Annotated in this window: 23 protein-coding genes; 8 read left to right on the plus strand and 15 right to left on the minus strand. The window is 69.5% G+C overall.

Features of this window, described 5'->3' with window-relative positions:
• Positions 1-9: 9 nt before the first annotated feature.
• Positions 10-396, plus strand: coding sequence for a hypothetical protein (locus ACZ6DL_RS12925; RefSeq protein WP_466050810.1), 387 nt, complete (start codon positions 10-12; stop codon positions 394-396).
• A gap of 66 nt (positions 397-462) precedes the next feature.
• Here ACZ6DL_RS12925 and ACZ6DL_RS12930 read toward each other — a convergent pair whose 3' ends face one another.
• On the minus strand, positions 463-882 hold the full coding sequence (locus ACZ6DL_RS12930) for a cold-shock protein (protein ID WP_040864801.1): 420 nt from the start codon (positions 880-882) through the stop codon (positions 463-465).
• A gap of 184 nt (positions 883-1,066) precedes the next feature.
• On the opposite strand from ACZ6DL_RS12930, the gene ACZ6DL_RS12935 reads away from it, so the two are divergent.
• A complete protein-coding gene (locus ACZ6DL_RS12935) occupies positions 1,067-1,309 on the plus strand; it encodes a hypothetical protein (protein WP_466050812.1) in 243 nt (80 codons plus the stop codon).
• 410 nt (positions 1,310-1,719) lie between these two features.
• Positions 1,720-2,349 carry a resuscitation-promoting factor Rpf1 domain-containing protein gene (locus ACZ6DL_RS12940; RefSeq protein ID WP_466050814.1) on the plus strand — a complete coding sequence of 210 codons (630 nt, stop codon included), beginning with the start codon at positions 1,720-1,722 and terminating at the stop codon, positions 2,347-2,349.
• A gap of 83 nt (positions 2,350-2,432) precedes the next feature.
• Here ACZ6DL_RS12940 and ACZ6DL_RS12945 read toward each other — a convergent pair whose 3' ends face one another.
• Entirely contained in the window at positions 2,433-2,621 is a 189-nt protein-coding gene (locus tag ACZ6DL_RS12945; protein ID WP_039795086.1) for a hypothetical protein, read from the minus strand.
• A 95-nt stretch (positions 2,622-2,716) separates the two neighbouring features.
• Between ACZ6DL_RS12945 and ACZ6DL_RS12950 the strand changes: the two genes are divergently transcribed.
• Positions 2,717-5,011 (plus strand): helicase-associated domain-containing protein, encoded by a 2,295-nt coding sequence (locus tag ACZ6DL_RS12950; protein WP_466050816.1) that lies wholly within the window; start codon positions 2,717-2,719, stop codon positions 5,009-5,011.
• A gap of 6 nt (positions 5,012-5,017) precedes the next feature.
• Here ACZ6DL_RS12950 and ACZ6DL_RS12955 read toward each other — a convergent pair whose 3' ends face one another.
• Positions 5,018-5,542 carry an LppU/SCO3897 family protein gene (locus ACZ6DL_RS12955; RefSeq protein WP_466050818.1) on the minus strand — a complete coding sequence of 175 codons (525 nt, stop codon included), beginning with the start codon at positions 5,540-5,542 and terminating at the stop codon, positions 5,018-5,020.
• Positions 5,543-5,836: 294 nt separating this feature from the next.
• Here ACZ6DL_RS12955 and ACZ6DL_RS12960 point away from each other — a divergent pair, with 294 nt between their 5' ends.
• Complete coding sequence (locus tag ACZ6DL_RS12960) at positions 5,837-6,664, plus strand: hypothetical protein (RefSeq protein ID WP_466050820.1); 828 nt, start codon at positions 5,837-5,839, stop codon at positions 6,662-6,664.
• A 4-nt stretch (positions 6,665-6,668) separates the two neighbouring features.
• Here ACZ6DL_RS12960 and ACZ6DL_RS12965 read toward each other — a convergent pair whose 3' ends face one another.
• The 5 genes from ACZ6DL_RS12965 to ACZ6DL_RS12985 all read right to left on the minus strand — a co-directional run bounded on the left by ACZ6DL_RS12965 (position 6,669) and on the right by ACZ6DL_RS12985 (position 13,432).
• Positions 6,669-8,078 (minus strand): M1 family metallopeptidase, encoded by a 1,410-nt coding sequence (locus tag ACZ6DL_RS12965; protein WP_466050822.1) that lies wholly within the window; start codon positions 8,076-8,078, stop codon positions 6,669-6,671.
• 73 nt (positions 8,079-8,151) lie between these two features.
• Positions 8,152-8,790 (minus strand): LysE family translocator, encoded by a 639-nt coding sequence (locus ACZ6DL_RS12970; RefSeq protein WP_393233233.1) that lies wholly within the window; start codon positions 8,788-8,790, stop codon positions 8,152-8,154.
• Between the two features lie 52 nt (positions 8,791-8,842).
• Entirely contained in the window at positions 8,843-9,511 is a 669-nt protein-coding gene (locus ACZ6DL_RS12975) for a DUF3239 domain-containing protein (protein ID WP_466050825.1), read from the minus strand.
• A gap of 41 nt (positions 9,512-9,552) precedes the next feature.
• On the minus strand, positions 9,553-11,211 hold the full coding sequence (locus ACZ6DL_RS12980) for a DNA repair helicase XPB (RefSeq protein WP_466050827.1): 1,659 nt from the start codon (positions 11,209-11,211) through the stop codon (positions 9,553-9,555).
• A 154-nt stretch (positions 11,212-11,365) separates the two neighbouring features.
• Positions 11,366-13,432, minus strand: coding sequence for an acyltransferase family protein (locus ACZ6DL_RS12985; protein ID WP_466051298.1), 2,067 nt, complete (start codon positions 13,430-13,432; stop codon positions 11,366-11,368).
• Positions 13,433-14,132: 700 nt separating this feature from the next.
• Here ACZ6DL_RS12985 and ACZ6DL_RS12990 point away from each other — a divergent pair.
• Entirely contained in the window at positions 14,133-14,777 is a 645-nt protein-coding gene (locus ACZ6DL_RS12990) for a LysE family translocator (RefSeq protein WP_466050829.1), read from the plus strand.
• Positions 14,778-14,950: 173 nt separating this feature from the next.
• Here ACZ6DL_RS12990 and ACZ6DL_RS12995 read toward each other — a convergent pair whose 3' ends face one another.
• The 3 genes from ACZ6DL_RS12995 to ACZ6DL_RS13005 all read right to left on the minus strand — a co-directional run bounded on the left by ACZ6DL_RS12995 (position 14,951) and on the right by ACZ6DL_RS13005 (position 17,720).
• Positions 14,951-15,511, minus strand: a complete 561-nt coding sequence (locus tag ACZ6DL_RS12995) for a dihydrofolate reductase family protein (protein WP_466050831.1) — start codon at positions 15,509-15,511, stop codon at positions 14,951-14,953.
• Between the two features lie 51 nt (positions 15,512-15,562).
• Entirely contained in the window at positions 15,563-16,729 is a 1,167-nt protein-coding gene (locus ACZ6DL_RS13000; protein ID WP_466050833.1) for a pyridoxal phosphate-dependent aminotransferase, read from the minus strand.
• A gap of 79 nt (positions 16,730-16,808) precedes the next feature.
• Positions 16,809-17,720 (minus strand): sigma-70 family RNA polymerase sigma factor, encoded by a 912-nt coding sequence (locus ACZ6DL_RS13005; protein ID WP_466050835.1) that lies wholly within the window; start codon positions 17,718-17,720, stop codon positions 16,809-16,811.
• Positions 17,721-17,820: 100 nt separating this feature from the next.
• Here ACZ6DL_RS13005 and ACZ6DL_RS13010 point away from each other — a divergent pair, with 100 nt between their 5' ends.
• Positions 17,821-18,432 carry a GNAT family N-acetyltransferase gene (locus ACZ6DL_RS13010; protein ID WP_466050837.1) on the plus strand — a complete coding sequence of 204 codons (612 nt, stop codon included), beginning with the start codon at positions 17,821-17,823 and terminating at the stop codon, positions 18,430-18,432.
• A gap of 73 nt (positions 18,433-18,505) precedes the next feature.
• Here the strand turns inward: ACZ6DL_RS13010 and ACZ6DL_RS13015 are convergent, their stop codons facing one another.
• The 3 genes from ACZ6DL_RS13015 to ACZ6DL_RS13025 all read right to left on the minus strand — a co-directional run bounded on the left by ACZ6DL_RS13015 (position 18,506) and on the right by ACZ6DL_RS13025 (position 21,376).
• Complete coding sequence (locus ACZ6DL_RS13015; RefSeq protein ID WP_466050839.1) at positions 18,506-19,597, minus strand: 3-deoxy-7-phosphoheptulonate synthase; 1,092 nt, start codon at positions 19,595-19,597, stop codon at positions 18,506-18,508.
• Between the two features lie 316 nt (positions 19,598-19,913).
• Entirely contained in the window at positions 19,914-20,384 is a 471-nt protein-coding gene (locus ACZ6DL_RS13020; RefSeq protein WP_466050841.1) for a carboxymuconolactone decarboxylase family protein, read from the minus strand.
• A gap of 113 nt (positions 20,385-20,497) precedes the next feature.
• A complete protein-coding gene (locus tag ACZ6DL_RS13025) occupies positions 20,498-21,376 on the minus strand; it encodes an oxidoreductase (protein WP_466050843.1) in 879 nt (292 codons plus the stop codon).
• Between the two features lie 134 nt (positions 21,377-21,510).
• Between ACZ6DL_RS13025 and ACZ6DL_RS13030 the strand changes: the two genes are divergently transcribed.
• Positions 21,511-23,127, plus strand: coding sequence for a (2,3-dihydroxybenzoyl)adenylate synthase (locus tag ACZ6DL_RS13030; RefSeq protein WP_466050845.1), 1,617 nt, complete (start codon positions 21,511-21,513; stop codon positions 23,125-23,127).
• Positions 23,128-23,183: 56 nt separating this feature from the next.
• On the opposite strand, the gene nbtS is transcribed toward ACZ6DL_RS13030, so the two are convergent.
• Positions 23,184-24,494: a nocobactin biosynthesis salicylate synthase NbtS gene (nbtS, locus tag ACZ6DL_RS13035; protein WP_466050847.1), complete on the minus strand. Its 1,311-nt coding sequence runs from the start codon at positions 24,492-24,494 to the stop codon at positions 23,184-23,186.
• Between the last annotated feature and the right edge of the window lie 215 nt (positions 24,495-24,709).

Consider the following 24,709-nt stretch of genomic DNA (forward strand, 5'->3'; position numbering starts at 1 on the left):
ATCGATCTGGTGCCCACCCTGGCCGCGCTGGCCGGTATCGACCCGGCGGCGAGCCCGCTGCCCGGCAAGGACCGCACGCCGTTGCTGGCCGATCCGGCGGGCGTCACACGGGACGCGCTCCTGCTCACCTCCGACGCCGAGTCCAGTGGCGGCCAAGTGGCCGGCGTCGAATACTGTCTGCGGGGCGCGATCACACCCCGCTACAGCTTCGCCCGGTACTCGACCCCGCAGGGGATCGCCGGACCACGCGGCGAATTCGACTACGAGCTCTCCGACCGTCGGGAAGACCCGTTCGAGTTGCGCAACCTCGCCCACAACGGCGGCGCGGCCGAATTGGTCGAGCAGATGAACGATCTCGTCGACATCCTCGTCGCCCGGGAACTGCGCGGTAGGTGATCGGCCGCTGCGCGGCCGCGTCCGGTCGGCTCGCGTCGAGCCGGACACCGGCCACCGCGGCGCGGACTACCGGTCCAGTTCGCGCGCCACCGCGCGGACGACCTCCGAGATGCGTTGTGCCGTCTTGCGATCCGGGTACTTGCCCTTGCGCAGGTCCGGCTGCACCTTCGCCTCGAGCAAGGTGATCATGTCCTCGACCATGCCGTGCAACTCGTCCGGCGTGTGATTGCGCGCGGCAGGCTCCTTGCGCGCGTTGCGTTCCTGGCCCTGCCGGACCGACGGCGGCGCCTCGAGCAGCTTGAGGCTCAGTGCCTGGGGGCCGCGACGGCCCGCGGCCATGCCGAACTCGACGCGCTGACCGGGCTTGAGACCCTCGACACCCTGGGGCAGCGCGGACGAGCGGACATAGACGTCCTCACCCTCGTCCTGGGAAAGGAAGCCGAAGCCCTTTTCGACGTCGTACCACTTCACCCTGCCGGTCGGCACTGCGCTCACCCGTTCGTCATCGAAACTCGGACCCCTACGGCCCGAGCACATTTGTCTACCAGGCCGATCCCGCGACCGGCCCTCCTGTGCGAAAAGAACGCGCCCAGCACGATTGCAGGACGCGATTGCCATCGAGTCTACCCCGGTGCGAATAACGCAAGCACATCAGTTTTACCGTCGAACCGTGACGAACCCATCCACTCCGACCCCGCCCGGCGGCGCCCCTCGGCGGCGCGGCGACTGGTTGCTGCGACTCGCGCTCACCCTGTTCGCGCTGGGATTGCTGGCGATCGTCGTCATCTTCGCGATCCCGTTGCTGACCGACGGCGAGCCCGGGCTGTGGCTCTACTTCGGGGCGATGCTCGCGCCGCTGGGGTTCGTGCTCGCGGTCGTATTCGCGCTGCGCTCGGGGCGCAGGTCCCGGTAGAACCGGAGAACACGCCTCCGATCCGGCGTAAACCGGTTACCCGATGCGATCGTTACCCATTCGGACGTGTGATCCTCGTCACATTACGAGTAGGTCACGGGCCGGTGGCGACGCGCGCCGCATGCGGCCGCGGCCGCTCCTAGCTGCGCGAAGGCGCCGTACCCATCCGATACCGCGTCGAGACCCGTTGGTACACGCCGGTTACCAAATAGTGATTTTTCCCGCGGTTCGTCGTACGGTCTTATCCAGCCGGGACACCCCGGCGACCACCGGCCCGCCGCACCGAGCCTCGCCCCGCGGGTACCGGAACCCCCGACGGAAACGTAGGGGCGAGGGCGGAACGGACGACCTCTCAGTCCGAACCAGAACCGAAGACGTCGCAGGTGCGTCGAGAGGAAGACGAACCCGATATGAGTGGACGCCATCGCAAGCCAAGCTCGACCGGCCGCACGGTAGCCAAGGTTGCCGTCACCGGCGCCATCATCGGCACCGCCGGTGTGGCTCTCGCAGGCAACGCCAGCGCGGCACCCGACTCCGACTGGGATCGACTCGCTCAGTGCGAGGCCGGCGGCAACTGGGGCATCAACACGGGCAACGGTTTCCAGGGCGGGCTGCAGTTCTCGCCCAGCACTTGGCGCGCCCACGGTGGCCAGGACTACGCCGCCTCGGCCAACCAGGCCAGCCGCGAGCAGCAGATCGCGGTCGCCGAGAAGGTGCTCGCCTCGCAGGGCTGGGGCGCTTGGCCCTCCTGCTCGTCCAAGCTGGGCTTGAGCAGCGCGCCCTCCCAGCGCTCCGCGCCCGCCCCCGCCGAAACCCCGCGCTGGAACCCCGCGCCGCAGGCCGCACAGGCCGCGCCGGCGGACAGCTCGCAGCAGATCTTCTCGGCCGTCGACCGGGCCCTCGAGGTGGTGCAGAGCCAGGGCGTCCAGGTGCCCAAGGAAGCTCTCGACTTCTTCAACGCAGCCAAGTCCAGCGGAGCCACCCTCGACCCCGCGATCGTGAACTTCTACGAGGCGAACAAGGGCCTGCTGCCCTCCTGATCGCCACACATCGTCAAGAAGGGCCCCGCATCACCAAGGATGCGGGGCCCTTCTTCGTAGCCGAGAACGATCCGGTCGCGCGCTCAGCGGTTGATCACCGTGTTCGGGTGCATGTAGGGCAACTGCTCAGCGGGGACCGGGAACTCGGTGTCCTCGCCGTAGGGCGAGAGGCCACCGGAGCGGGCCGAAGAGAGTTCGGTGACCGCGTGGTCACCGTCGGCGACCTTCGGCCAGCCGTTGTCGACATAGGATTTCTTCGATTTGTTCACCACGGACCCATTTTGGCACGACCGCTCCGCGCGGATGCGCCGCGGCCCACACCGCCTGACCCCGGCGGGCGATCGCCCAGCATCGTAGGCTGGATCGGATGACCGCGACCGACTCCCTTGCCGGATGGCTCGGTGCCCGCAGTGATGCCCAGCTCGTGACGCTGCTGCAGCTTCGGCCCGACCTGGCCGTGCCGCTGCCTTCCTCCATGGCCGTGCTCGCCGCCCGCACCGAACAGCGCGCGTCGGTGCTGCGCGCCACGGAGGACTTGAACACCCTCGAATTCGCCCTCGTGGAAACCCTTGCCGTACACGGCACCACGCATCCCGACAGCGGTCCGCTCCAGCGCGCCGAACTGCATGTGCAATTGAGCGATCGGGTATCGGCCGCGGCGATCGACGAAGCGCTGGAGCGGCTGACCGCTCGCGCGCTGGTCTGGCTCGACGCCGAGCAGGGGCTTCATCTGATCCCGGCGGCCGCCGAGGCGTTGCCGTGGCCGATCGGCACCGCGACCGAGATCCCCGACGCCCTCACCGAACCCGAGGTGGTCGCCGCGCTTCCCGAACTCGCACCCGCCGAGCGGGCGCTGCTGGACAAATTGGCCGCGACGGGGCCGCGCGGCCGCACCAGGGACGCCGCACCGGGCACTCCGGCCGACCGGCCGATCCAGCGGCTGCTGGCGCGCAGGCTGCTGCACTGGATCGATGACGAGACCGTCGAACTTCCGGTCACCGTCGGCCAGGTGCTGCGCCGGGAACCGGTCACCCACCCGCACGCGCTGACATCGCCGCACCCGGAGCCCGCCAAACACACGCCCGCCGACGTGAACGCGGTCGCGGCGGGCGAGGTCGGCGAGTTGCTCCGGCACTGCGCCGCCGTGCTCGACGTGCTCGGCCGAGTTCCCGCTCCTGCCTTGCGCGCGGGCGGCCTGGGCGTGCGGGAGCTGCGGCGCATCGCCAAGCAGGCCGGTGTCGACGAGCCGAGGGCGGGTTTGCTGGTCGAACTGCTGGCGGCCGCGAAACTCATCGAGAAGGGTTTGCCGGACCCTCCACCCGACTTCGATACGACCGACGACTTCTGGGCGCCGACGCCGCTGGTGGACGCCTGGTTGGAATCGCCGCCCGCACGGCGCTGGGCCACGCTGGGACTGACCTGGCTCGATCTGGATCGTATGCCGTGGATGATCGGCATGCGCGATGCCAACGACAAGCCGCTCGCGGCGCTGTCGCTGGAGCTGCGCACCCCGAACGCGCCGCGCGATCGGCGCGCGATCCTCGCCCTGCTCGCGGAATACCCGTCCGGCACGGCACTGACCCCCGCGGACATCGGCCGGATGCTGGCCTGGCAGCAGCCACGCAGGCGCAGGAACTTCCGGCCGGAGGTGGTCGAGCAGACCCTGGCCGAGGCGGCGGCGCTGGGCTTCGTCGGCCGCGGCGCGCTCGGCTCGGCGGCGCGAGCGCTGCTGCACGCGGCGCCGACCAGCGTGGCCGACGCCGAGGCGGAGATGGAGGCGGCGCTGCCGGAGCCGGTGGATCACGTGCTGGTGCAGGCGGATCTGACGGTGATCGCGCCCGGGCCGCTGACCACCGATTTACACCACCGCGTCGCCCTGGTCGCCGACGTCGAATCCGCGGGCGCGGCGACGGTGTACCGGATCGGCGAGTCCTCGGTGCGGCGCGCCCTGGACGCCGGGTTGACGGCGGCCGAACTGCACGCCTTGTTCGCCAAGCATTCCCGCACACCGATCCCGCAGGCACTGACCTATCTGATCGATGACGTGGCCCGGCGGCACGGTCAGTTGCGCGCGGGCATGGCGCAGTCGTTCATCCGCAGCGACGACCCGGCGCTGCTGGCCCAGGTGCTGTCCGCGCCGGTGGCGCGCACGCTGGCACTGCGATCCATCGCGCCGACCGTCGCCATCGCCCAGGCGCCGCTGGGCGAACTGCTCGACCAGCTGCGCGCGGCCGGTTTCGCACCCGCGGGTGAAGACTCGGCCGGGGCGATCGTGGATCTGCGCCCGCGGGGCGCCCGGATCTCGGTGCGGCCCGCCGCGCGGCAGCCGTATCGGCCGACACCGCCCAGCACCGAACAGCTCGAATCGCTCGTCACCGAACTGCGCGCGGGCGAACGCGCCGCCAGCGCCCGCTCGAGTCACGCGGTGCGCCCGGACGGCACGCGGACCAACACCGCCGCCACCCTCGCCCTGCTCCAGCTCGCGGCGCGGGTGCGGCGGTCGGTGAACATCGGCTACGTCGACGCCCAGGGGGTCGCCACGCAGCGGGTGGTGGAACCGTTGAAGGTGGGCAACGGGCAGCTGGACGCGCTGGACCCGGTCACCGGCGCGGTCCGGCACTTCACCCTGCACCGGATCGCGTCGGTCGCCCTGCTCGAATGATCGGTGCTAGGGCTTGCTCGTGCAGAAGGTGACCTTGGGGTCCGTTTCGATGAGCCGGAAGCTGTCGGCGTCCTGGCCGCAGAGCAGTTCGTCGGCCTTGCCGTCGATCCGCTTCAGCACCTTGAAGGTGGCGTCCGAAGACGCGCAGTCGACGTGCTTGTATCCGGTCGTGCTGCTCTCGTTGTAGCAGCTGCCTTCCTTGAAGTTCGGCGCCAGGCACAGGAACGCGGTGGTGCCGCCGCCCAGGGTCTCCTCGTAGGAGGTGTAGTCGGCGGCGCAGTCGGTCTTCTTGTCGTAGGACTGCGCCACCTTGTAGACGGCCTTGTCCGACGAGCAGTCGACCGGCTCGGTCTTGGAATCGACAGCGGAGCCCTCGATGACGTTGATGCAGTCACCGACCCCGGCCTTGGCGGTGTCCGACTTGCTCGCGTCACCGATCAACGAACAGCCGGTCACCGTCACCACCACCGCGGCCACCGCGACGAGGGCGAGCACGACCCGTGCCAGCAGCCTCGCTCCTGGAAACTTCACCTGAAAACCTCTCTCACCGAACACGTTCACGGGCTCGTGAACGCGGTGAGAATACCCGCACGACCAGGACGGCCGCATCAGCTCACCGCGGGACCTCGAGCAGCGCGCTAGATGCTGTGCGTGCCGTAGAGCCCCATGAGCGCGTATCCGAGGATGCTGGGAAGCAGACGGCCGAGCAGCAGGAACGCAGAGTAATTCACTAGCAACGCCTTTCGCGTATTCGATGCAACTGGACCCTTGTCCGGTATGCGGAGTGTGTCGTCGCCCGAGACCGGGTCGTTACGCTTGGGCAGTATGACGCTCGAGGACGTCGCGCGCGACCTGTACGGGCTGCCGCCCGCGCAGTTCGTCGCCGCGCGCACCGACCGGGCGGCCGCGGCGAAGCAGGCGGGCGACAAGCGGCTCGCGGCCGCCATCGGCAAGCTGCGCAAACCCACCCTGACCGCGTGGACGGCGAACCTGCTGTCCCGGGCGGCGCCGGACGACGTGGCCGCCTTGCTGCGCCTCGGCGCTGCCCTGGCCGCCGCTCAGCGCAACCTCTCGGCCGACGAGTTGCGTGAGCTGACCGCGCAGCGACAGCAACTGGTCAACGCGCTCGCCGAGAAGGCGGGCGCGCTCGCCGCCGGACAAGGGCATCCGGTCGGCGAGGGCGTGGTCCGGGAGGTCGGCCAGACGTTGACCGCGGCGCTCGCCGAGCCGGAGGTGGCCGAGCGGCTGCGCGCGGGAACGCTCGCCACGGCCGCGAGCTACGAAGGCTTCGGGCCGAGCGGACCCGATCTGGTCCCGGTCCCCGAGCCGGCCGCACGACCCGGGCGAGCGACAGCGCGGCGGAAACAGGACGACAGCGCACGCCGTGAACTGGCGGACGCCCAGGACGCGCTCGAAACCGCCCGCGCCACGGAGGAATCGGCCCGCTCCGCTCTCGAGGACGCGACTGGTGAACTGTCCTCGGTCGAAGAACGCATCGCCGCGTTACGCGACGAGCTCGAGCACGCCGAACAGCAGCGGCAGTTCCGCAAGTCGGCCGAGCGGTCGGCCAAGGACGAACTTAACGCCGCACGACGGCAGCTGGAGCGGGCCGAACGCAGGGTCGCGAAGGCCCGGCAGCGCGCTGAGGACTGACGGATCAGCTCAGCAGAGCGCCCGGGAACAAGTACTCCTGCGGCGGCGGCGCGGTGGTGTTCAGCCACGCGTGGAAGAAACCGGTCAGATCCATGGGCGATCGGGACTGCATGAAGGCGCGGAACTCCGGTATCGAGGCGTTGCCGTAGGCGTGCGCGGCGAGGAAGTCCCGGACGGCGGTGAAGAACACCTCGTCGCCTATCTGCCTGCGCAGCGCGTGCAGGAACAGCGGGCCGCGGTAGTAGACGGAGGTGAACTCCCGCCCGGCGCCGGGGTTCTCCAGCGGGATGTTCCAGAACCTCTCGTTGTCCTGATATTTCCGGATGGTCTCGCGGTAGTCGTCGTCGACGTTCTTGCCCTCCACCCGCTCCGGCCACAGGTAGTCGGCGGTATAGCTGGCGAAGCACTCGTTCAGGCAGATGTCCGACCACTGACGCACCGATACCCAGTCGCCCCACCACTGGTGTGCGATCTCGTGCACGACGGTCTGCAGATCGGTCCTCGGCGCGTAGAGCGGGCGGGTCTGGGTCTCCAGCGAGAAGGTGATGTCGGCGTCGAAGTAGATGCCGCCCGCCGCCTCGAACGGGTAACGCCCGTAGAGCTTTTCGGAGAAGTCGAGGATCTCCGGCAGGCGCAGCTCGAGTTCACGATGGCGATCCTGCGTATTCGGCGCGAACGCGCTGATCAGGGGAGTGCCGTCGGCCCTGCGCTGCTCGAGGTAGTCGAACTTGTCGATCGCGACGGTGGTCAGGTAGCCGAGCACCGGCTGGGCGTTGACCCAGCGCACCGTCCGCTTGTCGCCGCGCACCGCGTTCTCGGTCCGCACGCCGTTGGAGACCACCTCCCACTCCGCGGGGACGGTGGCGGTCAGGGTGAAGGTGGCCTTGTCCAACGGGGTGTCGTTGAGCGGATACCAGCTGGTCGCCGAATGCGGCTCCCCGGCGACGAACGCGCCGCCGCTGCGCGCGAAGGTCCACCCTTCGCCCTCGGTGTTCGCCGCGGGGCCCGCGTAGTCGACGGTGACGGTGAACGTCAGGCCGGGCAGCAGCGGGAGCAGCGGCGTCACGGTCAACTCGTGCTCGCCGTTGCGCTCGAAACCGGCGGGCTGCCCGTTCACCGACACCATGCGCACCTCCGGCCCCGCGAAATCGAGGTTGAACACGCGCAGGGCCTGGGTGGCGAGCGCGGTGATGGTGGTGGTGGCGGCCAGTGCACGGCTCGGCGGGTCGTAGTCGATGCCGACGTCGTAGTGGTGGACGTCGTAGCCGCCGTTGCCGTCGAGCGGATAGTACGGATCGCCCAGGCCCGGCGCGCCGACCAGCGGGTCCGGGGGCGGGTCCGCGTGCGCGGGCACCCAAGGCGCCGCGACGAATACGCACGCGACCGCGGCGCACATCCGGCCGGACAACTTCATGCGAACGACCAACCCCTCTCCACCCCGCCTGTTGCCGGTACCGGCGCACCGACTCCGCTGGATGGTAACGGCTTCAGTCGCCACTTCCGGTCAGCGCCACCGACGCGCCGACACCGAAGATCATCACCCCGCCCGCGCCGCCGACCGCCTCCAGCCTGCGCGGCGACCTGGCGAACCAGGACCTCGCCGAGGCGGCCAGCAGCGCCCAGGCACTGTCGGATACCAGTGCGATAGCCAGGAAGACGGTGCCGAGCAGCAGGAACTGCCACGACAGCGAGCCTGCCGCCGGATCGGCGAAGTGCGGCAGTACCGCGGAGAAGAAGACGATCGCTTTGGGGTTCGTGAGCCCGACTATCGCGCTCTGGCGCAGCACGCGCGCATGGGGCGCCGCTTCGATCGGGGCGCCCAGCGCCGCGCGCAACGCCGAGCGCTGCCGAATCGCTTGGATTCCCAAATACATCAGATACAGCGCGCCCGCGAACTTGACCACGGTGAGCGCCAGCGCCGACGCCGAGAGCAAGGTGCCCAGCCCGACAGCGACCAGGACCAAGGCGACGTAGACGCCCGCGGCGTGCCCGAGCACCGAGAGCAACGCCGCGCGCCGCCCGAGCGTGAGCGCGCGACCGATGGTGAACAGCACGCCGGGCCCTGGCACGACGATGATGACGAAAGCGGCGGCGACGAATGCCAGCAGATCGGACGCTGGAACCATCTTTCGAGTGTAGGCGCCTACGCACCGGCGACAGCGTGCGTTCCCAGCCGGATCAGGAACCGAGTTCGCCGGGCAACTGGTCCGGGTCGAGCAGCAAGCGCTTCGCGTCGGCGCGCCGCACCTTCTCGGCGAGTCCGAGATTGTCGGTGAGCAGCCGCCACTCGGCCTCGCTGATCGCGGCGCGGGCGCGAGCGATGACGGCGTCGTCGGTGGTGCCCCAGGCGATCGGCATGGCGCTCACCGACTGCCAGCGCTCGCCCACCTGCCGTGGCGCCCGGTCGGTGCGCACCGCGACCGATGGCACTCGCTCCCCCGCCTTGGCCTCATGCCCTGGAAGGGTGCGGACCTTGCGGGTCACCAAGGCGTAGCGCGGGGCCTCCGACCCGGGTGTGGACACGTCGACCAAGGCGAGCAGCACCAGGCCGGTGGGACGCGCCTCGGAGACGACCGCGGGGATCAGTTCGCCGTCCGCGTAGAGCTTGTCGATGCTGGAATGCCACGGCGTCCACAGGGCGACCCACAGCGCCGTCACCGCGCCGAGCGCGAAGGCGATCGCCAGCAGATACGCCCAGGGATGGTTCAGCCAGATCAGGAACGCCGTCCCGGCCGCCGCGACCACCGCCGCGACGATCGCCAGGATACGCAGGCGGCGGAAGTCGGCGAAGACTTCGTTCACCGCGTGAGCGTGGCTGCGGTCCACCGCGAATTCGAAGCGTCGCACGCCCTCATTCCTAGCACAGTTTGCGGAGGGAATGCCTCCGCTTATCCGATGGCGGGGCCGAGCAAGTCGTCGGCATCCGTGATGCGGTAGGCATACCCCTGTTCGGCGAGAAAACGCTGCCGATGTGCGGCGTATTCGGCGTCGAGAGTGTCGCGCGCCACGACCGAATAGAAATGCGCCTGGCCTCCGTCGTGTTTCGGGCGCAGCAGCCGACCGAGACGCTGCGCCTCCTCCTGTCGCGAACCGAAGGTACCCGAAACCTGCACGGCCACGGATGCTTCCGGCAGATCGATGGAGAAGTTCGCCACCTTGCTCACCACGAGCACCGGGATCTCGCCGCGCCGGAACGCGTCGAAGAGCTCCTCGCGCTCCTTGGTCTTCGTCGAACCCTGGATCACCGGGGCCTCGAGTGCGGCGCCGAGTTCGTCCAACTGGTCCAGATAGGCGCCGATCACCAGGCTCGGCGCGTCCTGATGCCGGGCCAGGATGGATTCGACCACAGCGATCTTGGTGTGCGCGGTGGAGCACAGCTTGTAACGCTCCTCCGGCTCGGCTGTCGCGTAGGACATCCGCTCGGCGTCGGTGAGCGTGACCCTGACCTCGATGCAGTCGGCGGGCGCGATCCACCCTTGGGCCTCGATGTCCTTCCACGGCGCGTCGTAACGCTTCGGGCCGATCAGCGAGAACACGTCACCCTCCCGGCCGTCCTCGCGCACCAGCGTCGCGGTCAGGCCGAGCCTGCGACGGGACTGGAGATCGGCGGTCATCCGGAAGACCGGCGCGGGCAGCAGGTGCACCTCGTCGTAGATGACCAGGCCCCAGTCGCGGCTGTCGAACAGTTCCAGGTGCTTGTACTCGCCTTTGGTGCGGCGGGTGATCACCTGGTAGGTGGCGATGGTGACCGGGCGGATCTCCTTGCGTTCACCGGAGTACTCGCCGATCTCCTCCTCGGTGAGCGAAGTGCGCGCTAGCAGCTCACGCCGCCACTGCCTGCCCGCCACCGTGTTGGTGACCAGGATCAGCGTGGTCGCCTTCGCCTTGGCCATGGCCGCGGCGCCGACCATCGTCTTGCCCGCGCCACAGGGCAGCACCACCACCCCGGAGCCGCCCGCCCAGAACGAGTCGGCGGCCATCTGCTGGTAGTCGCGCAGATGCCAGCCGCCGGTGGCGTAGTCGAGTTCGATCTCGTGCGCCTCGCCGTCGACGTAGCCCGCGAGGTCCTCGGCGGGCCAGCCGATCTTCAGCAGCATCTGCTTGATGTGGCCGCGCTCGGACGGGTGCACCACCACCGTGTCGTCATCGATGCGCGCGCCGAGCATCGGCGCGATCTTCTTGTGCCGAAGTACCTCCTCCAGCACCGCGCGATCCAGGCTGATCAGCGTCAACCCATGCGCGGGATGCTTGACCAGCTGCAACCTGCCGTAGCGGCCCATGGTGTCCACCACGTCCACCAGCAACGGCTGCGGCACCGCGTACCGGGAGAAGCTGACCAGCGCGTCCACCACCTGCTCCGCGTCGTGCCCGGCCGCCCGCGCGTTCCACAGCGCCAGCGGCGTCACGCGGTAGGTGTGCACGTGCTCCGGGGCCCGCTCCAACTCGGCGAACGGCGCGATCGCCTGCCGCGCCGCATCGGCCAACTCGTGGTCGACCTCCAGCAGCAGCGTTTTGTCACTCTGCACGATCAGCGGACCGTCGTTCACAGTCCCTCCTCAGCTAGATTCCCGCCATTCTCCCCGACCCCTCCGACAACCCCGCAGGTTACCGGCCCTTCCCGCGAGGCGCGGACGCGGCAGTGACCGGGTGCAACGCGGGAACGGCGCGATGTCTTCCCGCGAAGCGCACCCCGAGGCCGGCTCAGCCGCCGGCGAGCGCGCGTTCGGCGAGCGCGCCGATCACCGGCGCGAGCGCCATGGCGTAACCGCTGGTGAGGTGGTTGTCGTCCCGGTAGACGAGGTTGTTGCCGACGATGACGGGACAGCGGGCCGCGGTGCAGAACAGCGAGGTCAGGTCGGCGTATCGGCCGCCGCCCGCCGTGACCGCCGTGTGCTCGGCCGCGATGCCCGCATCGTCGACCGCGACCGGACGGGCGGGGGCGCATGCCGAAGCGTCATCGATGTGCTCGGCCACGCACGCGGGGACGGTGGCGTGTGGATCGGGAACTCCGCCGAGGACGAGGACGGTCGATCCGGCGGCTCGCAGCTCGACGACCAGGCGGTCGAGGCTGTCGATCCACGCCTGGTCGTAGGACACGAAGCCGAAGTCGCCACCGTATCGCCGGGACATGCCCACCACGATCAGCCGGGGCCGCTCGTTGCGCAGCCGGGTCATGATCTGCCCGCGCCACTGCTCGCATTCGGAGTACGAGCGGCCCAGATAGGGGCTGGTGATGGGCAGGTCGAGCAGCGGACAGGTGACCTTGGCCATGGTCTCCAGCCGCCAGTGGCGTGATACGGCGATCTGCTCGAACGCCGGTTGCCACATCGCCGCGTGGGAATCGCCGACCAGGGCCACCGTGGTGGCCGCGTCCGTAGCGCCGGACGCGCACTCGCCCTGGCCCACGTCGTGCCAGGACCGGAAACAACCGTTGTCGAACACCTCCGCTCGGTCGCCGCGCGCACTCGCCAGGGAGGGGGTGAGGTTCGACGGAACTGCGCGAATCTCGGCCGAGGCGGCGACCGCCGATCGGGTCTGCGCCGTCAACTGCTCGACCGCCTCGGTGTGGGGGTCGGTGACGGTGGCCGGCGCGGCCGGTGTGGTCAGCGTGAGACTTCGCGCCGCCATGCCACGGCCGACCGGGGCGGGCACGATCATGAGCAGCGCCAGCGCTACGCAGATGGCCGTCGCGGTGCTCACGCCGCCGCACGCGAGACCGAGCCTGCCCGAACGTGTCAACCGGTCGGCGAAGCGCACCGGATCCTCGATCAGCCGCTGGGTGAGTATGGCGAGTCCACCGGCCACGGCGACCGCGCCCAGCGCGCCGACCAGCCCGAGCGGGCGGCCGAGCACCTGCGGCGCGAGCACCAGCACCGGCCAGTGCCAGAGGTACCAAGAGTAGGACACTTTGCCGATCGCCCGCAGCTCCGCCACGGCCAGGACTCGGCCGACCCCGAACGGCGTTACGGCGCAGCCGGATGCGATCACCAGGACCGCGCCCAGCACGGGCAGCAGCGCAGCGGTTCCGGGATATGGCGCCTTCTCGGTCAGCCGGGCGCAGGCCGCCGCGATCAACCCCAGCCCGGCCCATCCCGCGGCCACGGCCGCCCATGGCGGCAACCGGGACCACACGACCACCGACAGCGCCACCATGCCGCCGGCAGCCAGTTCCCAGGCCCGCGCGGGCAGCGCGAAGAACGCCCACGGTGGCAGCGTCCGGGTCCAGCTCAGCGAGACCGCGAAGGAGAGCGCAGCGACCACCGCCAGGACGATCAGGTGCGGCAGCGGTGCGGCCGGGCCCTTTCGCCGCCGCCGGACGAGCCAGGCCGTCGCGATCACGAGCGCGGGCCACAGCAAGTAGAACTGCTCCTCCACACCGAGTGACCAGAAATGCTGGAACGGCGAGGGCGGCGTGTCGGCGGCCAGGTAATCGGTGCCGAGCGCGGCGAAACGATAGTTCCCGGCATACAGCGCGCTCGCGATCCCGTCGCCGAGAGCTTCGCGAGCCCGCATCGGCGGCAACAGCACGGCCGCTGCGATAGCCGTGGCGACGAGCACGATGCCCGCGGCGGGCAGCAGCCTGCGCGCACGCGCGCCGTAGAACCGAACCAATTCGACCGTGCCCGTCTCGGCCGCTTCCCGGCAGAGCATTCCGGTGATGAGAAATCCGGAAATGACGAAAAATACGTCCACACCGACGAATCCACCGCCGATCCCCGGCACACCCGCATGAAACAGGACGACGGCCAGCACCGCAACCGCCCGCATTCCCTCGATATCGCCCCGGAATCCCGCTCTCGGCAACGCGCCGTCGAACCGGTCCACCCGCCGATTTCCCAACCCGCTGACCGTGGCCGCCATGTGCAGCATTGTCATCGGTTTCGTGAACCGAGTCCCGCCGACGCGCCGCTGACATACCCCCTGACCAGGATGTTCGATCGACTACAGCGAGACCGGACCGCCGAGCTCCGCCACAGCCGACGAGCAGGCAACCCCTGCCGCAGGTTCCATACCCGCGCCCTCGCGGCAAGAAGTTCCCCGATCCGATCGCACCGCGCGGATATCGCCGCAACGACATCGGATGATCCCGCTTACCAAAACTCACCGGGCCGACACAACCTGTTATATCTACGACTGGTCGAGCCGATCGAAAAAAGGGAAATCCATTACATGCGGCAGCATTTCATATCGGCTCGGAATACGGGACACCAACCGGCATCCCAGCGGAACCGATACCGGGACGATGGGCGACGAGCCGGTGCAATCGCTCCGCTCTGATACGAGCAGGGAGTACTTTCACCGCTTCCGCAGTGGCGATGTGTTGCGTCCGGATACGCGCCTCGAGCCGGTGCCGCCGCAGTCGCCGGGAAGCATCGGGTATCTCGAGCCGGCTTCTCGAGGTGACTCCCGTCCAGCGGGTGTGAAGTGGACCGCGACAGGGGGCGATGGGGCGGGTGAGGATCGGGGCATGATCGAGATGGCGGCGGTGGTGGGGGTCGCGGTGGCGGCGTTGGGGATGGTGCTCACGCCAGGGCCGAACATGATGTATCTGGTGTCGCGGACGGTTTCGCAGGGACGGCGGGCCGGGCTGGTTTCGTTGGCGGGGGTGGCGGCGGGGTTCGGCGTGTATCTGGCGGCGGCGACCGCGGGGATCACGGCGGTGTTCGCGGTGGTCCCGGGCCTGTATCTGGCGGTGAAGCTGGCGGGGGCCGCGTATCTGGGGTGGCTGGCGTGGCAGGCGGTGCGGCCGGGAGGCGCGTCGGTGTTCGCGCCGACGGCGCTGGCGGCGGACCCCACCCGACGGCTGTTCACGATGGGGCTGGTCACCAACCTGCTGAATCCGAAGATCGCGATCATGTACATGGCGTTGATTCCGCAGTTCGTCACGCCGGAGCACGGTCGGGTGTGGTTGCAGAGCCTGGGCCTGGGGGCGGTGCAGATTGCGGTGGCGCTCAGCGTGAACGGCCTGATCGTGCTCGGCGCGGGTGGTCTCGCGACGTTCCTCACCGGGCGCCCCAGGTGGCTGCGCATCCAGCGCTACGTCACCGGCACCATGCTCGGCACGATCGCCGCTCTGCTCGCCACCGACCGCACCCGCCCGATCCCGGCCTGAGCCCGGCCCCCAGGGACCGGGGACCCGAGGACTGGAGATCCGGGACCAGGGAGCGGGGCCGGGGAGCGAGACCAGGGCCGGGTACCCAGAGACCCAGGGACCGGGCGAGGTACCCGGCGGCGGGGGCGCGGAACATCCTCGACGCAACGCCGATCGGCGAGAGCCCTCTCGACTCAGCGCTGATCGGCCGCGTTCGTCAAGCGGTAGTGCAATTCGGCGAATTGCCCGGCCTGCTCGACACCGGTGAGCCGCATCCGGGAGGACAGCAGGCGCCGCGGCAGCAGCGGTGCGCCCGCGCCCAACGTCACCGGAGCCACGCTCACCATGATCTCGTCGAGCAGTCCGGCGTCGGCGAATTGCCCGGCCAGGTCACCGCCACCGACGATCCAGATATTGCGATCACCGGCCGCCTCGGCCATCTCCCGGTGGACCGCCTCGATCGCCCCCGAGACGAACCGGAGATTCGCGCCGGGTAGGGCGGGGAGATCGCGGTGGGTGAAGACCCAGCACGGAAGGTCGCCGTAGTACTGACGCCAGCTCTCCGGCGGCTCGTTGGCCACCATCCACTCGTAGGTGGTCGCGCCCATGCACATCGCGCCGACCTGCGCGAGGAAGCCCGCGATGCCCGCCTGCGCCTCGTCGGCTCCGTCCACCTCGAAAAGCCAGGTGAGCGAGTTGTCCGGATCAGCGAGGTACCCGTCGAGGCTGGTTGCCGTGTAGTACTGAGTTGCCATGGCACGAACGATGCCAGCGAAACCTGACAGTCCACGGCAGGGTTCGGTGAATCATCCGCGACGCAATCGCCGCACCCCCTCGTCCAGGGTCTCGTCGCGCTTGCAGAAGGTGAAACGCACCAGGTGATTCCAGGCGGCGGTGTCGTCGGCGAACACGCTCACCGGTACCGCCGCCACCCCTTGACGCTTCGGCAGTTCACGGCAGAACGCCACGCCATCGGCGATGCCAAGCGGTGTGATATCGGCGACGACGAAGTAGCCGCCCGCGCTCGTGTACACCCGCATCCCCATGTCGGCGAGTGCGGCGGACAAACGAAGACGCTTCTCGGACAACGCCTCCCGCAGCTCCCGCACCCAGCCCAGCTCGTGGTCGATCGCATGCGCTACCGCGGGCTGGAACGGCCCGCCCGCTACGAAGGTCAGGAACTGTTTGGCCGCGAGCACCCCCACGATCAGCTCGGCGGGCCCGCACGCCCACCCGGTCTTCCACCCGGTGACGCTGAAGGTCTTCGCCGCGCTGGACACCACGATCGTCCGTTCGGCCATGCCCGGCAGAGTCGCGAGGCTGATGTGCTCGGCGCCGTCGTAGGTCAGGTGCTCGTAGACCTCGTCGGTCAACACCAGAATGTCGTGCTCGCAAGCGATTTCGGCGATCGCCCGCAAGTCCGGGCGCCCGAGCACGGTGCCGGTCGGATTGTGCGGCGAGTTGACGATCAGCATCCGGGTGGCGGGGGTGATCGCCGCACGCAGGCTGTCCAGGTCGAGCACGAACCGGTCCCCGTCGGCCACCAAGCGCGCCGTGCGCCGCCGGGCGCCGGCCAGCGCCACGGCCGCGGCGTACGAGTCGTAGTACGGCTCGATCAGCACGACCTCTTCGCCCGGCTCGACCAAGCCGAGCACCGCCGCGCTGATCGCCTCCGTCGCGCCCACGGTCACCAGCACTTGCGAATCGGGGTCGTAGTCGGTGCCGTAGCGCCGCGCCCGGTCGTCGGCCACGGCTCGGCGCAGCACCGGCATGCCGCGCCCGGGCGGGTACTGGTTGAGCCCGTCGGCGATGGCACGGCGCGCCACTTCCAACATGCTCGCGGGCCCGTCGCTGTCGGGGAAGCCCTGACCCAGGTTGACCGCGTCGTGCCGGACGGCGAGCTCGGTCATCTCGGCGAAGATGGTCGACGCGAAGGGGCGCAGGCGGGCAACGGTCTGGTGTCGCGAGGGCATAACCGGAGACTAGCCCCCTACCTCGACGCCATCGCGAACGCCGGAGGCCGCCGGGCAGGCCGTGGCCTCCGCGCCGGGCTCAACCCAGCCGAACGCCGCCCAGCTTGGCCGGATTCGCCAGATCGTAGGCCCCCCAGACCACTCCGTCCCGCACCGTGAAGCCGACCACCCGCGCGGGGTAACCGGCCCGGCCCTCGGACGCCGGACGAGCCGCGACCCGCAGCCCCAACTGCCCGTTCACCGACACGAATTCATAGACCGGCGACGCGTCCTCCAGCCCGTACTTGCGCACCAGACCCAGGTAGAAACGGGCGATGCGATCCGCGCCGTGCAGGACGTTGATCGCGGTGGCGGTGGTGCCGTTGGCATCGCCGATCATCACCGCGTCCGGATGCAGCGCCGCCGCGACGGCGGTGACGTCACCGGAGCTCAGCGCGAGGAGAAAGCGCTGCACGGCGGCCTCGTGCTCGGCATCGGGCACCGGCTGCGGCGTCTGCGTCACCGCCTTGCGGGCACGCACCGCCAGTTGCCGCGCGGCGTCGGCGGAGATGCCGAGGATGTCGGCGATCTCGTCGAACGGCACCGACAACCCGTCGTGCAGCACGAAGGCCACGCGCTGCGGCGGGGTCAGGGTGTCGAGCACGATCAGCGCGGCGAACCGGCACTCCTGCTTGCGCACCACTGTTTCCAGCGGGTCGGGCGCGCTCGACGGCGTGCGAGCGGTGACCACCGGTTCCGGCAGCCACTGGCCCACGTAGCTCTCCCGCCGCGCCGCCGCGCTACGCAGCCGGTCCAGGCAGATGCGGCTCACCACGGTGGTCAGCCAAGCCCGCAGGTCATCGATCTCGGACTGGTGCGCGCCCGCCAAGCGCAACCAGCTCTCCTGGACCGCGTCCTCGGCATCGCCGACGCTGCCCGTCAGCCGATAGGCGACCGAGAGCAGATGCGCCCGATGTGACTCGAACAGGTCGGAAAGCAGCGCGGCAACCATCGAGGAAGAAGTCTACGGTCCGGTTCGCAACGTTCCCGCACGGCATCGGCGGCGAGGTAAACCGGATGATCCACCGAACGCTTCGTGACAGCATGACGCGATGGACCACCATGTGCTGTCGAACGGGACGATCTGGCTGTCGGCCCCGACGACGGACGATATCGACACGATCACCGAGTGCTGTCAAGATCCGGCCATCGCGGAGTGGGTGACCATCCCGGTGCCGTACGTCCGGGACAGCGCCGTCACCTTCATCGAGAAGATGGTCGTCCCCGGTTGGGCGGCGCGCAGCCCGATCTGGGCGGTGCGGCCGCGTGCCGACGGACCGGTGATCGGCACGATCGGTCTCGGCGCGCTCGACGAGAGCGCGGCAGAGATCGGTTTCTGGCTCGCTCCGGCCCAGCGGTCGCGCGGCCTGATGACGCAGGCGGTGGAGCTGGTGTGCCAGTTCGGGTTCCGCGCCGACGGCTTGGCCCTGGAACGGATCGCCTGGCGCGCGTACGTGGGCAACTACGCTTCGGCCGCGGTCGCCCGGCGCGCCGGATTCCGGTATGAGGGAATGTGCCGGCTGGGCAGCGTCCAACGCGGACGACGCCGCGACCACTGGCTCGCCGCCCGGCTGCGCACCGACCCGCCCGGTGCGGCGGGCGACTGGCCCGCCGAGTTCAACCGTCGCGCGACGCCGATCGCGCAGGCGCCCGGCCCCGAGTGAGCGACCGCCGCGCGCGACCTCCGCTGTCCACGCCGGTCATGCCGTGTGCGCGGCCCCGTCGGCTCGCGCCGAGTCAGCTCTCGCGGCGCTGCCGCACCGCCTCGGCCAGGCGGTCCAGCTGGCTCGCGGTGGTTTCCCAGTCCAGGCAGGCGTCGGTGATCGACTGCCCGTAGGCGAGTTCGTCGGCGTGGCCGAGGGTGAGGTCTTGGCGTCCCGCGACCAGGAAGCTCTCCAGCATCACGCCGACGACCGCGGTCTCGCCCGCCGCCAGGCGCCGCGCGATGTCGGTGACCACGTCGACCTGCTTGTTGTGGTCCTTGTTGCTGTTGCCGTGGCTGGCGTCCACCACGATCCGCTCCGGCAACGACGCCTTCTCCAACCGCAGGCACGCCTCCGCGACCGAAGCCGCGTCGTAGTTCGGCCCGTTGCTGCCGCCGCGCAGGATCACGTGGCAGTCCGGATTGCCGGTGGTGCGGATGAGCGCGGCACGACCGTCGAGGTCTGTGCCGGGGAAGACGTGGCTGGCCGCTGCGGCGCGCACACCGTCCACCGCCACCTGCACGTCGCCGTCGGTGCCGTTCTTGATCCCGACCGGCATCGACAACGCACTGCTGAGCTGGCGGTGCACCTGGCTGGCCGCGGTGCGCGCGCCGATCGCGCCGTAGGACACCAGATCCGCGATGTACTGCGGAGTGATCGGGTCCAGGAACTCACAGGCCACCGGAAGGCCGAGGGCGGTGATGTCGACCAGCAGCTTGCGGCCGAAGCCGAGTCCGGTGTTGACGTCGAACGAGCCGTCCAGATGCGGGTCGTTGATCAGGCCCTTCCAGCCCAGGCTGGTGCGCGGCTTCTCGAAGTAGACCCGCATCACCACATGCAAGCGGTCGCCGAGTTCGGCGGCCTTCGCCGCGAGACGGCGCGCGTAGTCGAGCGCGGCGGCGGGGTCGTGCACGGAGCACGGGCCGACGATCACCATCAAGCGATCATCCGCACCGTTCAGCACGTCGACGGTGGCTTTGCGTCCCGCACGGACGGTGTCGGCGAGGGCATCGGTGATCGGATGCACGCGACGCACCTCCGCGGGCGAACGCAGCGGGCTGACGTTCAGGGTGCGTTGATCATCCAGATCGGAATGCCGTGCGTCGACGTCGGCTGCGGTTGTCATGTCGTGGGTTCCTTTTCTCGGGGCCGACCCACGGACGAGAATCCCGTCGAGCCGGTCCATCGTCCGGCTCGGGGTGGAAGTTCGTCAGCGCATGTGGTTGCCGCAGACCAGCCCACCCGGGGCCGGCTTGCTAAACCAGAAATACACGTGCTGCACGTCGGGGACAGTACCATCCGACAACCGATCGGTGAACGAGGTTGTTAGATATGCCACGGTGCCGGTGGTCGACACGGCTTCCGTCCGCGGAGTCCACGGGCGCCGTTCGCGGTCCACACGGGGGCCGCGAACGGCACGGGCGATACCGGACGACGTGGGTTCACCCCCACTGGCCCGGAACGTAACTCCCGGCCGGAGTGCGCGCGATGACGTTCATCCGGTTCCATGCGTTGATCATCGCGATGGCGGCGATGAGGGCGGCGATCTGGTCGTCGTCGTAGTGCTTGCGCACTTCCTGCCACACCTCATCGCTGACCGCGCGACCGTCGCCGATCCGGGTGGCCTCCTCGGTGAGCGCCAGTGCGGCGCGCTCGGCCTCGGTGAAGACGGTGGCCTCGTGCCAAGCGGCGATCAGGTTGAGCCGCACCGAGGTCTCGCCCGCGTGCGCGGCGTCCTTGGTGTGCATGTCGGTGCAGTAGCCGCACCCGTTGATCTGGCTGGCCCGGATCTTTACCAATTCATAGGTCGCGGCATCCAGGGTGGAGTCGTTGATCACCTTGGCGGCCATGGTGAGTCGCTTGATGAAGCTGCCGCCGACCGAGTTGGAGAAGAGTTCGAAGCGCTGTTCCATGATGTCCGTCCTTTGCCGTTCCTTGCGGTTCATCAAGAGGACGACGCGGTGCGGCCGAGTGTGACAACGGACGATGAGATCTGGATCACAGCGCTCGGAAGGTCGGGGGGCGGCTATTCGGTGAAGGCGTAGGCAACTCCGGTCAGCTTCTCCGACAGCTGCCACAAATCGGCCGCGACCTTCTCGTCCTTGGACGCTTTCGACGAACCGGAAGGCCCCGGATATCCACGCATCCCGCCGAATCCGACCGGGCCGTAGTAGCCGCCGGGCTCGACGTCGGTGGTCGCGGCGTACAGCGTCGGCAGCGCGCCCATCGCGGCGCTCTGCGCGAATACCTGGTTGCCCAGCGACATCACCCGGTCCATGAACGACTCGGTGTGCGACTGCAACTCGGTGGACGCGTAGCCGGGATGGGCGGCGACCGAGACCTTCGACGAGCCCGCCGCGGTCAATCTGCGCTGCAACTCGCGAGCGAACATCAGGTTGGCGAGCTTGGCCTGCCCGTAGGCGGCCCACCGCTGATACTTGCGCCGCTCCCAGTTGAGATCGTCCAGGTCGATCTTGCCGACCTGATGCGCACCGCTCGAGACGGTGACGATCCGGTCCGAGATCTTGCCCAGCAGTAGCCCGGTGAGCGCGAAGTGACCGAGATGATTTGTGCCGACCTGCTTTTCGAATCCGTCGGCGGTGCGACCTTCGGGCACGGCCATCACGCCCGCGTTGTTGATCAGGACATCGGCCCCGTCGACGCCCTCGGCGAACGCTCGGACCGACGCGAGATCGGCCAGATCCAGCTCGCGTACCTGCGCCCGGTCACCCAGCTCGGCGGCCACGCGCTCCCCTTTGGTCACATTCCGGCAGGCGAGCACCACCTCGCCGCCCGCAGCGGCCAGCGCGCGCACCGTCTCGGCTCCCAGGCCACTGTTGGCCCCTGTCACGATGAACTTCCGACCGCTCTGGTCGGGGATGTTCGAGGTGTCCCACCTGGTCATGCCGGAAAGTCTAGTGCGCGGCGGCACCGGGCGGCAGAGTCGAACACGCCCGGGCCGGTCGGAGCGTCGCCATTTCAAGTAGGGTTGCCTAACCTACATCAGGGAACCCTGGCTTGATTCTTGTGAGGCACACCGTGACTTCCATACCGACCGAGTCCGCGCATCGCGACGGCTACGTACCTTTCCCGGCGGACAAGGCCGAGGAGTACCGGGCCGCGGGCTACTGGGCCGGACGCCCGCTCGGGGACCTCTTGCGGGCGACCGCGCACCGGCATCCACGGCGTCCCGCGCTGCTCGACGCGCAGGGCTCCCGCAGCTACGCCGACATCGACGCCGCCGCGGACCGGATGGCCCACGGACTGCTCGCGCTCGGCATCGCCCCCGGCGACCGCGTGGTGGTCCAACTGCCGAACGTGCCCGAGTTCCTGACCGTGCTGTTCGGCCTGCTGCGCGCTGGGATCATTCCCGTGTTGAGCCTGCCCGCGCATCGACGGGCCGAAATCGAGCACCTGGCGCGAATTTCCGACGCGGTCGGCTACATCGTCGCCGACCGGGCGGGCGAGTTCGACTACCGCGAGCTGGCGTCGACCGTGCGGGATGCGGTGCCGTCGCTGCGCCACGTCCTGGTACTCGGCGATCCCGGCCCGTTCACCGACCTCGCCTCGGTACCGCGTGACGGCGGCGAACTGCCCGAGATCGATCCGGGGGACATCGCCTTGATGCTGGTCTCCGGCGGCACCACCGGCCTGCCGAAGTTGATCGCGCGCACGCACGACGACTACCTCTACAACGCCACCGCCAGCGCCGAACTGTGCGAACTCAGCGAGCGGGACGTGTACCTCGCGACGCTGCCCGCCGCACACAACTTCCCCCTGGCCTGCCCCGGGATCCTGGGCACGGTCGGGGTCGGTGGCGCGGTCGCCTTCGTCAGCGACCCGAGCCCGGAGAACGCGTTCGCCGCGATCGAGCGGCATCGGGTCACGATCACCGCCGTCGTGCCGCCGCTGGCCCAGCTCTGGTGCGCGGCCACCGAATGGGAAGAGGCCGCCCTGACTTCGCTGCGGCTGCTCCAAGTGGGCGGCGCGCGACTGGCCGAGGTCAACGCCAAGGAAGTGACCCCGGCGCTGGGCGCGACCTTGCAGCAAGTGTTCGGCATGGCCGAGGGCCTGCTCAATTACACCCGGCTCGACGATCCCGCCGAACTGCTGCACACCAGCCAGGGCCGTCCGCTCTCCCCCGCCGACGAGATCCGCGTGGTGGACGGCGACGGCAACGACGTGGCACCCGGCGCCGAGGGCGAACTGCTGACCAGGGGTCCGTACACGATCCGCGGCTACTACCGCGCGCCCGAGCACAACGCGCGCGCGTTCACCCCGGACGGTTTCTATCGCAGCGGGGACCTGGTCCGTCGCCTGCCCAGCGGGCATCTCGTGGTGTCCGGCCGGATCAAGGACGTGATCAACCGCGGCGGCGAGAACGTCTCCTGCGACGAACTCGAGGAGCACCTGCTCGCCCATCCCGGCGTCCGGCACGCCGCCGCCGTCGGGCTGCCGGACGCGGCGCTGGGCGAAAAAGTCTGCGCCGTCCTGGTCGTCGACGGCGAGATGCCCACGCTGGCCGAGATCAAGACCTTCCTGACCGCGCGCGGGCTGGCCACCTACAAGCTGCCGGACGTGCTGCGCCGCAGCGACGAATTGCCGATCACCGCGGTGGGCAAGATCGACAAGAAGGCCTTGCGCGCCGAGCTGTAGCACCGCCGGAAGACCGACGGGCAGCGCATCATCGGTGCGCTGCCCGTGCGGCTTCCCTATGCCTTGACGACGTAGGGCGCGATGCTGCCCAGCTTCTCGCAGGTCTCCTCGAATTCGCGCTCCGGCCGCGACTGGCCGACGATGCCCGCGCCCGCGCGCAGCCAAGCTCCCTCGGCGTTCTGGTAGACCGCGCGCAACACGAGGGTCGCCTCCATCGCGCCGGTCGGCGAAACGGTCACCACCGCACCGGAATACAGCCCGCGCGGGTCGTGATCGAGCCGGAATACCGAGTCGACGCCCGCACGCTTGGGAATCCCCGAGGCGGTCACCGACGGGAACAGCACCTCCAGCGCGTCCCAGCTGGACCGGTCGGCGGCCAGCCGTCCACGCACCGTGGACGCCAGATGCTGCACACTGCCCCGCTCGCGCACGGCCATGAAATCCGATACCGCGGGTGTGCCGGGGTCCGCGACGGCCGCGATCTCCGCGAACGAGGTCTGCACCGAGATCGCGTGCTCGACGATCTCTTTCGGGTCGGTCACCAGGTCGGCCCTGGCGGCGAGATCGGCCGCGGAACCACGCCCGAAGGCCCGGGTACCCGCCAGCGGTTCGGTGGTCACCACCCGGTCGTCGTCCACCGACGCGACCAGTTCGGGGCTGAAGCCCGCCGCCTCCAAACCGCCGAGCCGCAGCAGGAACGAGCGCGCGGGCGTGTTGTGCGCGCGCCCGAGGCGATAGGTGGCCGGAACGTCCACGGTGAACGGCAGATCGACCTTCCTGGACAGGATGACCTTCTGATACCGCCCGGCCTGGATCTCGCCGACCGCCTCGGCCACCCGGTCCCGGTAGCCGGTCGGATCGAGGCGGATGTCGGCCGGCTGCGCCTGCGGCAGTTCGGTGTTCTGCGACTGCGCGATCAGGTCGTGGATGTCGCCGGTCTCCGTCGGCGTCGCACCCGATATCCGCACGCCGGATTCGCCCACCCGCACCTCGATTCGGGGAACCATCAGGTGCGCGATCGCGGTGCGCGGGTCCAAGTGCTCGGTGGCGTCGAGCGCCCACGCGCAGAACTCGAATCCGATCCAGCCGTAGGCGTGGCGCCCGTCGAGGGGAAGCGCGCCGAGCGCGCGATCGATCACGCCCGCCGGATTGCCTTCCCACCGGCTGGCCGTGGTCAGCCCCTCCCAGGTGACGCGCAGCTCCCGCACGTCCAGTTCGACACTGCCGATCGGATCGGCGGCGAACACCCACTCCCCCGGACGCTCGTACATCACGTACTCGCCGAACCGATCCGCCCCCGCCAGCCGGGACATCGCTGCCGCCGGATCGGTCACATACTCAACCCGCAGGCGTTCCGTGGTCGACAACGATCCTCCAAAGGTAACCCTGGCCTAACTTGTGCAGGTAAGGTTAGCATTACCTCCTTCACTGTGCGGGTGTGCTCGCGGCCACAGCCGGGCCCAGAGCGATCACCGCGGGACGGAGGTGCCCGTACGGCAAGTACTTTCGCCGCACGCGTCCCGCGTCCCGTGCGACGATCACGCCGTACCGTGCCCGCCGAACCGAACTCGACGCGCCGACT

Source organism: Nocardia sp. NPDC041819, from assembly GCF_055590505.1.

Coding starts and splice junctions, on each gene's coding strand:
- ACZ6DL_RS12940 (WP_466050814.1), top strand. CDS start 1,720: ATGAGTGGACGCCATCGCAAGCCAAGCTCGACCGGCCGCACGGTAGCC.
- ACZ6DL_RS12950 (WP_466050816.1), top strand. CDS start 2,717: ATGACCGCGACCGACTCCCTTGCCGGATGGCTCGGTGCCCGCAGTGAT.
- ACZ6DL_RS12960 (WP_466050820.1), top strand. CDS start 5,837: ATGACGCTCGAGGACGTCGCGCGCGACCTGTACGGGCTGCCGCCCGCG.
- ACZ6DL_RS12965 (WP_466050822.1), bottom strand. CDS start 8,078: ATGAAGTTGTCCGGCCGGATGTGCGCCGCGGTCGCGTGCGTATTCGTC.
- ACZ6DL_RS12970 (WP_393233233.1), bottom strand. CDS start 8,790: ATGGTTCCAGCGTCCGATCTGCTGGCATTCGTCGCCGCCGCTTTCGTC.
- ACZ6DL_RS12985 (WP_466051298.1), bottom strand. CDS start 13,432: ATGCGGGCGGTTGCGGTGCTGGCCGTCGTCCTGTTTCATGCGGGTGTG.
- ACZ6DL_RS12990 (WP_466050829.1), top strand. CDS start 14,133: ATGATCGAGATGGCGGCGGTGGTGGGGGTCGCGGTGGCGGCGTTGGGG.
- ACZ6DL_RS12995 (WP_466050831.1), bottom strand. CDS start 15,511: ATGGCAACTCAGTACTACACGGCAACCAGCCTCGACGGGTACCTCGCT.
- ACZ6DL_RS13000 (WP_466050833.1), bottom strand. CDS start 16,729: ATGCCCTCGCGACACCAGACCGTTGCCCGCCTGCGCCCCTTCGCGTCG.
- ACZ6DL_RS13005 (WP_466050835.1), bottom strand. CDS start 17,720: ATGGTTGCCGCGCTGCTTTCCGACCTGTTCGAGTCACATCGGGCGCAT.
- ACZ6DL_RS13010 (WP_466050837.1), top strand. CDS start 17,821: ATGGACCACCATGTGCTGTCGAACGGGACGATCTGGCTGTCGGCCCCG.
- ACZ6DL_RS13015 (WP_466050839.1), bottom strand. CDS start 19,597: ATGACAACCGCAGCCGACGTCGACGCACGGCATTCCGATCTGGATGAT.
- ACZ6DL_RS13020 (WP_466050841.1), bottom strand. CDS start 20,384: ATGGAACAGCGCTTCGAACTCTTCTCCAACTCGGTCGGCGGCAGCTTC.
- ACZ6DL_RS13025 (WP_466050843.1), bottom strand. CDS start 21,376: ATGACCAGGTGGGACACCTCGAACATCCCCGACCAGAGCGGTCGGAAG.